The sequence below is a fragment of the Mucilaginibacter kameinonensis genome (genome assembly GCF_003675385.1).
Taxonomy (GTDB): Bacteria; Bacteroidota; Bacteroidia; order Sphingobacteriales; family Sphingobacteriaceae; genus Mucilaginibacter; species Mucilaginibacter kameinonensis.
The window spans coordinates 886277-899903 of the sequence record NZ_RCWZ01000004.1; the positions used below are offsets into that span (position 1 = coordinate 886277).

Below are 13627 nucleotides of genomic sequence, written 5' to 3' on the forward strand. Positions count from 1 at the left end.
CAGCTTGAAACAGTAAATATACTTATGCTCTGTTAAAGAGCCAAAGTTACATTCAAAATCTGATACTACGTTTACTATGGAATTTTTTGCTTTAGGTGAAGGCTCTTATTCGGTTGATGCAACCAAGAAATTTATCCCGTTCAACCCGGAAACCGATAACCCCAAAGATCGCCCGGCTTCGTTGTTTATCCACGTTAACCCTTTCCTCATCAAAACAAAAACCGATTTGATAGTATTGGATACCGGTCTTGGTTTTAAAGATACCCGCGACGAATTAATGCTGCACCAAAACATCCGCAATGCGGGCTTTGATCCGGATGATGTTACCCTCGTAATGATGTCGCATCTGCATTATGACCATTCAGGCGGTTTAGTGGTTGAACGTAATGGTAAATTAATCCCAAGCTTTCCGCAAGCCGAGCACGTGATCAATAAACAGGAATGGGAGTTTGGTATGAGCGGCAAAGGCTCATCATATCACGTTGAAATATTTGAGGCTTTACAGGCAAGCGCTAAGATCACTTTTATTGAAGGCAGCGGTGAGTTTAAGCCGGGGATAAGGTATGAGCATTCGGGCGGTCACTGCCCGGCACACCAGGTATTTTGGTTTGATATGGAAGGCGAAAAAGTGTTTTTTGGAGGCGATGAACTTCCCGAACCCGAACAGTTGCTAAGAAAATTCATAGCTAAATACGATATGGATGGCCGCAAAGCCATGATGCTGCGCGAAGAATATGGTAAAAAAGCCGCCGCCGAAGGCTGGAAATGCCTGTTTTACCATTCCAAGTCATTTGCCATTGGAACGGTAGAAACAGAAGGTGACCATTTTAAAGTTAAACCTTTTTAATTTTCGGCAGCTACTTCAAAAAGCTCTTTTATTTTTTCAACATTAAGCGGCTTAGAGATAAAATCCTTCACCAGTGGGTATGAACGCGCTTTGTTAATATCATTGCTAAAAACCGACGACGAAATAATGTAGATCTTGCTTTTGCCCAGCGGGTCGAGGTTGAGGCGCTTATACTCATCCAAAAATTCCCAGCCATTCATGATAGGCATATTAATATCAAGCAAAATATAATCGGGCAGTTTATTGGGGTCTTTACGCTGAATATCTGAGAGTTGCTCAATAGCATACTTTCCGTTCAGGCAGGCCATAATTTCCGTATTCAGTAAAGCTTTCTTGATCAGTTTTATGGAGATGAAGTTATTTATTTCGTCATCATCAACCAGTAATACACTAATGGCTTTATTGTTAATGTTCATATCTATAATTTAAGCGCTCCCTCTTTATACGAGGCTACAATTTAAAAAGTTATATTCCTTTTAGTTGTAAATACTAAAAAATAATATCTCTCACAAATCCAGTTAAATAACCCATTCGGGGCCATTTTATTTTATTTTGAAAAATAAATAAAGTCAGCAAAAAAGGAAATTAAAGGCAAAAACTAACCGTTGAATATTATTTTTTAAAAAGTATAATCACGCTCAACCTTACAAATACGTACCGTATAATTTTGATACCACTTTTCGCGCCCCTGCTGCTGAGCAAACAGGTGACGGGCATTAGCTTTCCAATTTTTAATCGCTTCTTCCGATTGCCAATAAGACACCGTTATCCCGACATTGTTACGGGCCGATTCAACGCCAAGAAAACCTTCCTGCTGCCGAGCCAGCCTCTCCATTTCAACAGCCATATCGCCGTAGCCTTCATCTCCCGGAGTGCGTACCGAAGTAAATATCACCGCGTAATAAGGCGGTTGAGGAGTTGGAGCGATAAGCTCTTCTGAGTCCTCACTAAAGAGAGTAGCATTTGAATTATCTGAACTCATATTTTAATAATTTACATAAAACAAAAACCCCCGCTTTGAGGCGGGGGTTTTAAAATTATTCTATCACACTTTCTTCAAACTCATACTCTTCTAACGGAGGGCATGAGCAGATCAGCGTTCTGTCGCCATAAGTGTCATTAACCCTGCCTACCGAAGGCCAGAATTTATTGGCAGCTACGTAAGGCAGTGGGAATGCCGCTTTTTGACGGGTATAAGGGTGTTCCCATTCGTTGCCGGTAATTACCGCAACTGTGTGAGGCGCATTTTTTAACGGATTGTTTGTTTTGTCGGCCAGGCCATCAACTACATCAGCAATTTCATGACGGATAGAGATCATGGCATCGCAGAAACGGTCAAGCTCATGCTTAGGCTCAGATTCGGTTGGCTCAACCATCACTGTACCCGCAACCGGGAACGATACAGTTGGCGCGTGGAAACCATAATCCATTAAACGTTTGGCGATATCGGTAACTTCGATACCTGCCGATTTAAATGAACGGCAGTCCAGAATCATTTCGTGCGCACAACGGCCATTAGCTCCGGAATATAATACCGGGTAGTGTTCCTGCAGCCTCGCTTTAATGTAGTTGGCATTCAGGATAGCGTAACGGGTTGCATTGGTTAAACCTTCGGCACCCATCATAGCGATGTAAGCATGTGATATAATCAGGATAGAAGCCGAGCCCCATGGCGCTGCAGATACAGCATGGATTGATTTACCTCTATCGATATCAACCACAGCGTGGCCTGGCAAATAAGGCACCAGGTGTTTTGCAACACCGATTGGGCCCATACCCGGACCACCACCACCGTGAGGGATACAGAATGTTTTATGCAGGTTAAGGTGACAAACATCGGCACCAATGTTGGCTGGGCTTGTTAAACCTACCTGTGCGTTCATGTTAGCACCGTCCATATAAACCTGGCCGCCATTTTCATGAATAATCTCGCAAATTTCAATGATGCTTTCTTCAAACACACCGTGTGTTGATGGATAAGTAACCATCAAACATGAAAGCTCGTTTTTGTATTGCTCGGCTTTGGCGCGCATATCGGCAACATCGATGTTGCCATTATCGTCGCATTTAACTACAACGATCTTCATACCGGCCATAGCTGCAGAAGCAGGGTTGGTACCGTGGGCAGATGAAGGGATCAAAGCGATGTTACGGTGTGTATCGCCCCTGTCGTTATGATAAGCACGGATCACCATTAAACCGGCGTATTCGCCTTGCGCACCGGCGTTTGGCTGCAAGCTCATGGCCGCGAAACCGGTGATCTCGCTTAACCAGTTATTGATCTCGTCAAATAGCTGCATATATCCGCCAATCTGATCGGTTGGGGCAAACGGGTGAATTTTGCTGAATTCGGCCCAGGTAACAGGAACCATTTCGGTAGTAGCATTCAGCTTCATGGTACATGAACCCAAAGCTATCATGGAGTGGCAAAGCGAAAGATCTTTTGCTTCTAATGATTTGATATAACGCAGCATTTCATGCTCAGACCTGTGGGTATTGAACAAGCTGTGTGTTAAGTAAGCCGAAGTACGCTGAAGCGCTGTAGGAATAACCGTTTCAAGGCTTGCGTTGGCACCATCGAAATCAACATCATTAATGGTTTTACCTTTTACTTTGGCAAAGAACCTCACAATGGTTTTGATATCCTCAACCGAAGTTGTTTCGTCGATAGAGATAGTAACTATTGAACCTTCGTAGTTAAGGTTCATTTCGTTATTTAAAGCTTCAGAATGAATTGGGCCTGCAAGGTGGGCTACATCAAACTTAACGGTATCAAAGTATGATTCGTTAAGCTGCTCGTAACCAAGCTGTCCTAAAGTTTTGGCTAATAAAACTGCTAAGCCGTGAATACGTTCGGCAATCAACTTAATACCATCCGGACCATGATATACGGCGTACATACCGGCCATGATGGCCAATAAAGCCTGAGCGGTACAGATATTTGAAGTAGCTTTATCACGGCGGATGTGCTGCTCGCGGGTTTGCAAGGCCATACGTAGGGCGTAGTTATTGGCGCTGTCGATAGTAACACCAATGATACGGCCCGGGATAGAGCGCTTGTATTCTTCTTTAGTAGCGAAGAAAGCGGCATGCGGGCCACCAAAGCCCATTGGTACGCCAAAACGTTGTGATGAGCCAACTACAATGTCGGCGCCCCATTCGCCCGGAGGCGTTAACAGGGCAAGGCTCATGATATCGGCAACAACGGTTAGTTTAATTCCTTTTTCGTGACCTTTAGCGGCAAAGTCGGCATAGTTATAAACAGCGCCGTCGCCTGCAGGGTATTGTACAATGGCGCCAAACATATCGTCGGTTAATTCAACGGTACGGTGGTCGCCTATTCTAAGCTCAATGCCATAAGGCTCTGAGCGGGTTTTTAAAATATCAATGGTTTGCGGGAACAACTCTTCAGAAACGAAGAATACATTAGCGCTGTTGTTTTTACGCAAGGTGTATTGCATAAACATAGCTTCGGCAGCGGCAGTACCCTCGTCAAGCAATGAAGCGTTGGCAATTTCCATACCGGTAAGATCAATGATCATGGTTTGGAAATTCAACAAAGCCTGTAAACGGCCCTGTGCAATTTCTGCCTGGTACGGGGTGTATTGTGTATACCATCCCGGATTTTCAAGAATGTTGCGCTGAATAACGCCCGGTACAATTACATCATAGTAACCTTTGCCGATAAACGACTTGAAAACTTTGTTTTTTGAAGCAGTTTGCTTTAAAGTGTTCAGGTAATCAAACTCGCTTTTTGCAGCTGGCAAATTAAGCGGTTGGGTAAGCCTGATCTTTTGCGGTATTGTTTGCCCTATTAATTCATCAAGCGTACTTACGCCGATGGTTTTTAACATTTTGGCCGTGTCGGCCTCGCTTGGAGCAATGTGCCTCGACTGAAACTGCTCCTGATAGGTTGTATTCAACTTCATGAATTAATCGTCCCTCTTAAATTTACCGCAAAGGTACGGTTTTACAAATTGAGTAACAATGAGGTAATATGATATTGACAATGCATTTACAGGAAAAAAATGTAATTTGCCTTATGAATACCCAAACATGACGGGCAGGCGAGTTTTACTTTTTATCACGATTTTTCTTTTCATTCCCGGCAAAAACCCAAACCAACTTCCGGAAGCCTGTCAAGCATCAGGTAAATATCAGAATTCCCTCCTGCTACAGTTGGTAAGTTAACTCAATATTTCACAAAGCAGTAACAACCTGTTTGGTACTGTAGCGTTATTGCCAACAAAACCGTAACTTACTAACGGACAATATCAACCAATTTATTGCCAATTAATTATAAACTAACATTCATACCCAAATTGCAACCATGAAACAAAGGTTGTTGCTGTTTACGTTATTCCTGGTACTGGCCGGATCGCGCGCTATGGCTGCTGTATTTATTGTAACCAGTAATGCCGATGCCGGACCGGGTACGTTACGTGAGGCCCTCACCCAGGCAGCCGCCAACGGAACGGTTCAGCAGGATGTTATTAATTTTAATATCCCGGGCAATCCAACTATAACGCTGTACACGCAGCTTCCGGAAGTTACCTCAAATTTAATTATCGACGGCAGTACGCAACCCGGGCCCAAATTTGGCCGGAGCGATGCCAGGGTTTACATCATACCTGATGTGAGCTATACCTTTCCGGGCACTAAGGCCGCCGCGTTTCTCATGACCGAAGTTACCGACGTTAGTATTTATGGCTTATGTGTAAAAGGCTACAGTAGTAAACTCACAAACTTTAACGGCAACCTGCTTTTCACTGCTATATCGGCTTATGATTGTACAAATATCACTATAGGCGCACCCGATAAAGGCAACGTTTTTTGCGATAATATTTATGGCGTTTACTGCGGTACAAACTCGTTAACCGATTCAAAGAACAACGACAACATAGTTATCCAATCAAACTTTATCGGTTATGACGAGTCGGGAATTAATGTTGTTGAATTGGGCTATGCGCTTGACATCACTGCAGATAACTCGTTGATAGGTGGCGCGTCACCAAAAGAACGAAACTATTTGGCTACCGCTATAGCCCTGAACGGGATCGATAATAAGTTTATTAACAATTCGCTTTCGCTTGATGTAAACGGACAGGATAACCGTGGTAATTCATCTATTTTGTTACGGTTTCAGGGAAGTAACGCACTGATAACTGACAATGATTTTTGCGCTACACAGTTTCAATTTGTTTCAGTAAACAGATTCCTGTTTGTACGGAATAAACAAAGCAGTATACAGGGCAATTCAGGCATGTCCTTATTTAAATGCAATAATGCTTTTATTGGCGATAATAATGACAGCGATATCAATATTTTCAGAAATGATGGCGGCGCGTTTTATGCCGTGCAATCAACCAATATTACTATAGCTAAAAACAGTATCATGTGCAATACTGTACCTTATCTTATTTCGCAAGGCACAGCAATACCTGATATTAACGTACTCATCAGCAATGCCGATGAATTTTCAGGAACAGCATCGCCCGGGGCTGCCGTTTACATTTATAATGATAATACAGATTGCGATGTTTGTAACCCGGTTCAATACATAACCACAATTATTGCCGATGCCAACGGCAAATGGAAGTTTACCGGCGACCTGCACAATAAAAAATTGGTAGCAAACGCTACATTTAACAACAGCTCGTCTGAATATACCCAGCCGGTTATTTCAACTTTAGCAGCTGATTATATTAAGGTTAATCCCACCTGCTTTAAAAATAACGGCTCAATTACCCTGCAAAATTTAAAGAATGTGATTGGGGTTGATTGGTATAACGATCAGGATCACCTGGTACAATCCGGAGGCCCTAAACTGGAGGGCGTAGGTATTGGCACCTATTATGCCAAATGCTATAATGGCAATTGCTTTGCAAAATCTATCCCGATAACATTAACCAGCTCAAATCCCGGGGTTGATGATTCAGGAATACAGAAAGTTAATGCCTCATGCGATGCCGCAAACGGCAGCATCAGCAACTTAAAAATCATAAACACCAATGACGTTGTACCACCATTAAAGTGGACAAACGAAGCAGGCGATGTAATACGTACCACTCTTGACGTGGATAAACTTCCGGGCGGAACCTATACACTTACCATTGATCCTGACGGATGCGTTGTGCAATATCATGTTACCATTCTCAACCAGGAGCTTATTCTTGATCCGCCGGTGGTTAAAAATTTTCAACTATGCGGCCCCGGCGAAACCATTATTCCGGTTAGCAACCCAGTGGCAACATCAACCTACAGGCTTTATGATAACGAGACTGATGCTACTCCGCTTGATGAGGAAACCAATGGCAAGTTTAAGGTAAACGTTACCGCTAACAGGAGTTATTACATAAGCCGGTTTAGTAATGCCTGCGAGAGCACCCGTACTAAGGTTGATGTAAGTGTAGGCCTGTCCAACCTCAATATTGCCAATGTGATTACCCCAAACAATGATGGCGTAAACGATTACTGGCAAATAGCAGGCATGGAAAATTATCCTTTGGCAACGGTGAAAATATTTAACCGTTACGGGAAAGCCATTTTTGATTCAAAAGGATACAGCCATCCCTTTAACGGCATGTATAATGGCCAAAAATTACCCTCCGGTAGTTATTACTACATCATTAACCTTAGTGCGGGTTGCGGCCTGCTATCAGGCAACTTAAGCATTATCCGCTAAGCCAGTTGTCTTAAATACATCTGGATGGTATTTTCCAAACCGTAATACAGGGCATCGCTTACCAAGGCATGACCGATACTTACTTCAAGCAGACCCGGTATATTTTCGGCAAAGTATTTCAGGTTGTGCAAATCAAGATCATGACCGGCATTTAAGCCCAGGCCTGCTTGCTGAGCGGCTTTCGCAGCTTCAACGTAAGGAGCAATAGCCAATTCTTTTCCTTGTGGGAAATGGGTAGCATAACCTTCGGTATACAGTTCTACGCGGTCGGTACCAGTTTTAGCGGCACCTTCAACCATTGCGGGAATAGGGTCAACAAAAATAGATACACGGATACCGGCTTCTTTAAACACCGCTATCATATCTTTTAAATAATGATAATTGGCGATAGTATCCCAGCCGTGGTTTGAAGTGATCTGTCCCAAAACATCGGGCACCAGGGTAACCTGTTCGGGCCTATTGGCCAATACCAGGTCGATAAATTTTTGTTCCTGGCAATTACCTTCGATATTAAACTCGGTAGTAACAATTTTCTTAAGCTCAAACACATCGTTATAACGGATGTGACGCTCATCGGGACGTGGGTGCACGGTGATACCCTGCGCACCAAAACGTTCACAATCTTTAGCAACCTGTATCAGGTCGGGGTTATTACCACCGCGCGAATTACGCAAAGTGGCTATTTTATTGATATTGACAGATAGACGGGTCATATTTCAAAGTTATATATCATTTAGATAAAATGCCCGATATATTTAACTTTAAACCATGAAGCCTAAAACAAATTGCTATCCTTACCGGCAAAAACAGGAAAACAAATACTCATGAACAAACACTTTCTTAAAATATTTCTATCATTTTTCTCCCTGATATTTTGTTGTTATGAAGCATCAGCCCAAACTATCTACCGCAAAATAGAAAACTACAAAGTTTACTACGGCTGGGCGCATAACTATCCTCAAGATTGGATGATCCTTCGCCGTTTTGATAATGAAGGGCGCAATTATCTGTTGATGGTAAATCCGCAAACGCTCGAAACCAAAATAAATGAGAGCAGCTTTTACCAGATCAAACCCATGACGATGGAGCAGGCGCGTGATTTTTTCAAAAGTACGCCCTATCAAAAGGCATTGGCCAAAGCTGAAAAACAATCCATAAATATCCAGGACGCGGGTATTGAAAGCGGCATTCCCAAACAAACAGGTATCAGCCTCACTGCTGATCTTTGTCCCTCTCACCGTCCGCTGGATAAACGTATTTTCACCGATATTTTTACTGAGTTTAAAAAAGTGGAGCGCCCGGTTCCTATCGCACTTTCGGTAACCGGTATCTGGATGCGCCAACACCCGCAGGACCTGGCCTGGCTGAAGCAAATGCAGGCGAACCGCGAGATCTTCATCACCTGGATCAATCACTCTTTCAATCACCGGGTGAGCCTGAAGGCTCCACTCAAAGAGAACTTTTTATTGGAACCCGGCACTGATATCAGTTACGAAGTACTGGAAACAGAACAAGCCATGTTACGGAACGGACTGTTACCATCAGTATTTTTCCGCTTTCCGGGACTGGTGTCTGACCAACAACTGGTTTACCAAATCACCAACTTCGGATTGATACCAGTTGGTACCGATGCCTGGCTGGCTAAAGGACAGCAGCCGCAAAACGGCAGCATTGTGCTCATCCATGGCAATGGCAACGAACCTGTTGGCGTGAACGATTTTATTAAACTGCTGCAATCAAAAACGCGATCTATAGCAGGGAAGCAATGGTTGCTGTATGACCTTCGTGAAAGTGTAGATGAAGAGTTTAGCGAAGCGCCTTGATTTCAGTGGCAGTTGCAGCTTGTAGTTGCAGTACTATGCAGCCTTACGAAGTTTTGAAAACTTCGTAAGGCTTTTTTAACATGTTATAAACTTTTATCAAGCGCGTCCAACTGTACCCAAACTTTATGATCGTATGATTGCGGCGATGCTTCAAAATAAACTGCGGTTGCATCACTGCCGGATTTAGCTTTTTTAACGTGGATACGAAAGTTGAGGATTAGCGGATCCTGCGTCATATAATCAGTCATTGCCGCCTTACCTTCAAAAGTCTGAGTATCCTTCTCAGCTGTTTTGATATTTCGAAGTTTTACTTTTACGGGTGCAGCAATCGCGGTATCAATTTTTGCTTCTTTGAAATTGGCCTTTAACAGGCCTGTATAATAATCGCACATGTATTTTTCAAGTTGTGTTTTGGTAAAAGTGGCCTTCCCGGTAATTATCCATAAAAAAACATAAGTCCAGTAACCTTCCGATCCCTTTTTTGCCCAGTCAGGTGAAAAGCGAATGTCCTCAGTACCTTTAAAAGGCAAGCTATTTGCAAACTGCGGAGGCAACAAAAAAGTTTCGGTATGCCAATTTTCGGGTTTAATTAGCGCATATCCTGGTGCGGCTTGCTGGCCATAGCAAGCGCATTTCAATAAAACGATGAACAAACACGTAAAAAACGTTTTGAAATGCATAATAGTTTAGATTTATGATCAAAGTTAAGGTAAAGCAACCTCGGTATTTGTTAAAAAGAGTTAAGAGCGCGGGTAAAATAAAAGCCCCATAGCACTCGCTGCATGGGGCTTTAAACCTAAACCTTATCACAAATCCGGGTGTAGATACCCGTTATTGAATTGTAAATATAATATGAATTTTGATAATTGTATCACGTTTGTTACAATTTTTCTCGTTTATATCATATCACATCTATTGTTACGGATTTCTTAGTTTTTTGTTACGATTAGCAAAATATTTGTACTAAAAGTTGCATAAAAGTATAGGCATGTAAGTCCTTATCCGCTTATGTTACGGTAGAAATAAACCAAAAAAGGCACAGTTCTTAAAACCGTGCCTTTTATATTTAAATAGCAAAAACCTTTCAGCTTTCGCCTAAATTTAGTAACGGTAGTACTCAGGTTTAAACGGACCTTCAACAGTTACACCGATGTAATCAGCCTGATCCTGGTCAAGTACTTCCAGCTCAACACCAATTTTAGCAAGGTGCAGACGGGCTACTTTTTCGTCAAGATGTTTTGGCAGGGTGTAAACTTTGTTTTCGTAAGCGGCACCGTTTGTCCAAAGCTCTAACTGGGCCAAAGTTTGGTTGGTGAACGAGTTACTCATTACAAAGCTTGGGTGACCGGTAGCGCAACCTAAGTTAACCAAACGACCTTCGGCTAATACAATAACGTCTTTGCCATCGATGGTATATTTATCAACCTGTGGTTTAATTTCAACTTTAGTATTGCCATAAGCACCGTTTAACCAGGCCATGTCAATCTCATTATCAAAGTGACCGATGTTACAAACGATAGCTTTATCTTTCAAGGCACGGAAGTGTTGCTGACGAACGATGTTTTTGTTACCAGTAGCAGTAACTACGATATCGGCTTCAGTTATAGCAGTGCTTAGTTTTTTAACCTCAAAACCTTCCATTGCAGCTTGTAAAGCACAAATAGGATCAATTTCGGTAACGATAACACGCACGCCAGAGTTACGTAATGAATCTGCCGAACCTTTACCTACGTCGCCATAACCACAAACAACAGCCACTTTACCGGCCATCATCACGTCAGTTGCACGACGGATAGCGTCAACCAATGATTCGCGGCAACCGTATTTGTTATCAAATTTTGATTTGGTAACCGAGTCGTTAACGTTAATTGCCGGCATTGGCAGGGTACCTGCTTTCATGCGCTCATATAAACGGTGTACACCGGTAGTAGTTTCTTCTGATAAACCTTTGATAGCAGCAACCAGTTCAGGGTATTTATCCAATACCATGTTGGTTAAATCGCCACCATCGTCAAGGATCATGTTAAGCGGCTGGCGTTCTTCGCCAAAAAATAAAGTTTGTTCAATGCACCAGTCAAACTCTTCGGCATTCATACCTTTCCAGGCATACACAGAAATACCGGCAGCAGCGATAGCGGCTGCAGCGTGATCTTGCGTTGAGAATATATTACATGACGACCAGGTAACTTCGGCACCAAGTGCAATCAGGGTTTCAATTAAAACAGCGGTTTGGATGGTCATGTGTAAACAACCGGCAATCCTTGCGCCTTTAAGCGGCTGGCTCGGACCGTACTCTTTACGCAAAGCCATTAAGCCAGGCATCTCAGCCTCAGCCAGTTCAATTTCCTTGCGACCCCACTCTGCCAGCGACAGATCTTTTACTTTGTATTTAACGAATGCAGTTTCTACTGATGACATATCGATTTTTATTTTTGAGAGTGCAAAGTTAACTTATATCCTTGTGAAAATGAAATGTTTGGTTTCCCCCTAAAGTATTATCGATTTTGGGGTTGCACCTACGGAGCAAAAATCCGATTGAGTACTTTGAACTATAAACATGGTACTCCCACGGAGTTTTTAGAAAACCATGCTAACACTCGGTAGGAGTATCGTGTTTGTGGTATTAATATAAACGGCAATTTGGCTCCGTAGGTGCCTCCTTTCTTCATTATCTCATAACCCTACGCCTGTAGCTGCTTTTGCACCTCTGCCTGCTGCATGGTAAGGTTGCCATTGTAAACGCCGCCATTTTCTACGGCCAGGTTCTGTGTTTTGATGTCGCCGGTGATACGGCCGGTAGCTTTTATTTCGAGAGATGAAGTATTGATATCGCCCCTTACCGTACCGTAAACAAATATCTCTTTGGTACTTATATTTCCCTTAACCTCGCCCTTTTCGCCAAGTATCAGGCCTTCATCAACGGTTACATCGCCATTAACTACGCCGTCAATGCGCGCAAAAGCCGGGGCTTTTAAATTACCTTCCAATACACTGCCTTCACTAATGAGGGTTGAGATTGCCTGCAGGTCGAGCGCAACCTTCTCTTTTTTAGAAAAAATAGCCATGTTGTTTTTAGTCTTAAGTTCTAAGTAGGTAGTCGTAAGTCAATGGTTTCAAATCTTAAGTTCTAAATTTAAAGTAATAAATAACCGGTCGCCGACTTAGGGCTCACGACTTAAGACTCAGAACTTCAGACTAAAAAAACCTATTTATTAAGGGTTAAAAAGTTTACAGGATTAACTGGTTTGCCGTTTTTGCGTACCTCATAATGCAGGTGCGTACCGGTTGAATGGCCTGTTGAACCCACCTTGCCAATGTTGTCGCCAACGGTAACCTGCTGACCAACCTTTACTTCAATTTTTGAAAGGTGACCGTAAAGCGTTTCCAAATCATTGATATGTTTTATACGGATGCAATTACCGTAACCACCGGCCCATCCTGCAAAAACAACTTTGCCGCTGGCAGTACATTTTACCTCGTCACCGCGACGGCCCTGAAAATCGATACCCGGATGAAACTCGGCATGTTCCGAATTAAAAGGATCGCTCCGGTAACCAAAAAACGAGGTGAAAGAACTGATCCTCGGGTAACCCATTGGGGTAAACGCTATGGTGCTGGTTAAATGTTTTAAATAATCGTCATACAGGCTGTACGCCTCGGTATCTGGAAGGTTAGCCGCCTCATTATTACCGCTGCCCCCGGTTCCTTTAATGGCGAAGCCTTTAAGGCCTCTTCTCTTCAAATATTCGTTTATTGTTTTAAGCTTTACTTCGATAGATTGAATATATGACTGCGCAGTAACTTTGGTATTTACTACAGGGCCCTGAGCTACCGGAATAGCACCCTTAAGCTTAGCAATTTGTGCCTGTAACTGCAGGTTTTGAGCTTCCTGTTCGGCACTTTTATGATGCAGATAAAACACCAGGCCGCCAAGTACTGCTACAACTGCTGCAATACTCCATGCATAGTGTTTTAACCTGTCAAGATGTTTGGTTTTTATTTGTAAGGATTTGGTTGGTTGCTGGTTTTTGTTGATGATAACAACGGTACTAATATCAGATGTTTTACGCTTCATCAAGTTTAAATAAATTAGGGAATGCAAGTTATAAATTACCGATAATAAAACAATATTAAATGTTTGTAAACAGGTTATCAATAGAATAGCCTTGTACGCTAATCGTCAACCAATTGTTATTATTAAGTTTTTATAAACGTAAAACAAGTATCATTTCTTATTTTTGTAATACTGATTTTATTGTAAAGCAAAAAGAA

At 42.5% G+C, this 13627-nt stretch carries 11 protein-coding genes; 3 read left to right on the forward strand and 8 right to left on the reverse strand.

What is annotated here, in order from left to right; all coding sequences use genetic code 11:
* The first annotated feature begins 76 nt into the window (after positions 1–76).
* On the forward strand, positions 77–847 hold the full coding sequence (locus EAH55_RS22015) for an MBL fold metallo-hydrolase (RefSeq protein ID WP_114936503.1): 771 nt from the start codon (positions 77–79) through the stop codon (positions 845–847).
* On the opposite strand, the gene EAH55_RS22020 is transcribed toward EAH55_RS22015, so the two are convergent.
* The 3 genes from EAH55_RS22020 to gcvP all read right to left on the reverse strand — a co-directional run bounded on the left by EAH55_RS22020 (position 844) and on the right by gcvP (position 4776).
* Positions 844–1263, reverse strand: coding sequence for a response regulator (locus EAH55_RS22020; protein WP_091172136.1), 420 nt, complete (start codon positions 1261–1263; stop codon positions 844–846). The two genes, EAH55_RS22015 and EAH55_RS22020, sit on opposite strands and share 4 nt — an antisense overlap.
* 203 nt (positions 1264–1466) lie before the next feature.
* Entirely contained in the window at positions 1467–1829 is a 363-nt protein-coding gene (locus EAH55_RS22025) for an antibiotic biosynthesis monooxygenase family protein (protein WP_121811546.1), read from the reverse strand.
* A gap of 55 nt (positions 1830–1884) precedes the next feature.
* Positions 1885–4776, reverse strand: a complete 2892-nt coding sequence (gene gcvP / locus EAH55_RS22030) for an aminomethyl-transferring glycine dehydrogenase (RefSeq protein WP_121811547.1) — start codon at positions 4774–4776, stop codon at positions 1885–1887.
* A 401-nt stretch (positions 4777–5177) separates the two neighbouring features.
* Here gcvP and EAH55_RS22035 point away from each other — a divergent pair, with 401 nt between their 5' ends.
* Positions 5178–7532, forward strand: coding sequence for a gliding motility-associated C-terminal domain-containing protein (locus EAH55_RS22035; RefSeq protein ID WP_121811548.1), 2355 nt, complete (start codon positions 5178–5180; stop codon positions 7530–7532).
* Here the strand turns inward: EAH55_RS22035 and EAH55_RS22040 are convergent.
* Complete coding sequence (locus tag EAH55_RS22040) at positions 7529–8245, reverse strand: pyridoxine 5'-phosphate synthase (RefSeq protein WP_112572403.1); 717 nt, start codon at positions 8243–8245, stop codon at positions 7529–7531. The genes EAH55_RS22035 and EAH55_RS22040 overlap by 4 nt on opposite strands.
* 111 nt (positions 8246–8356) lie before the next feature.
* Here EAH55_RS22040 and EAH55_RS22045 point away from each other — a divergent pair, with 111 nt between their 5' ends.
* On the forward strand, positions 8357–9355 hold the full coding sequence (locus tag EAH55_RS22045) for a polysaccharide deacetylase family protein (protein WP_121811749.1): 999 nt from the start codon (positions 8357–8359) through the stop codon (positions 9353–9355).
* A gap of 83 nt (positions 9356–9438) precedes the next feature.
* On the opposite strand, the gene EAH55_RS22050 is transcribed toward EAH55_RS22045, so the two are convergent.
* The 4 genes from EAH55_RS22050 to EAH55_RS22065 form a co-directional block, all read right to left on the reverse strand.
* The gene (locus EAH55_RS22050) at positions 9439–10035 is read right to left on the reverse strand and encodes a hypothetical protein (RefSeq protein WP_121811549.1); all 597 of its coding nucleotides are present in this window, start codon (positions 10033–10035) and stop codon (positions 9439–9441) included.
* A 421-nt stretch (positions 10036–10456) separates the two neighbouring features.
* Positions 10457–11773: an adenosylhomocysteinase gene (ahcY, locus tag EAH55_RS22055; protein WP_121811550.1), complete on the reverse strand. Its 1317-nt coding sequence runs from the start codon at positions 11771–11773 to the stop codon at positions 10457–10459.
* Positions 11774–12036: 263 nt separating this feature from the next.
* Positions 12037–12420, reverse strand: a complete 384-nt coding sequence (locus EAH55_RS22060) for a bactofilin family protein (protein ID WP_112572413.1) — start codon at positions 12418–12420, stop codon at positions 12037–12039.
* Between the two features lie 140 nt (positions 12421–12560).
* On the reverse strand, positions 12561–13430 hold the full coding sequence (locus tag EAH55_RS22065) for a M23 family metallopeptidase (RefSeq protein WP_121811551.1): 870 nt from the start codon (positions 13428–13430) through the stop codon (positions 12561–12563).
* Positions 13431–13627: the final 197 nt, after the last annotated feature.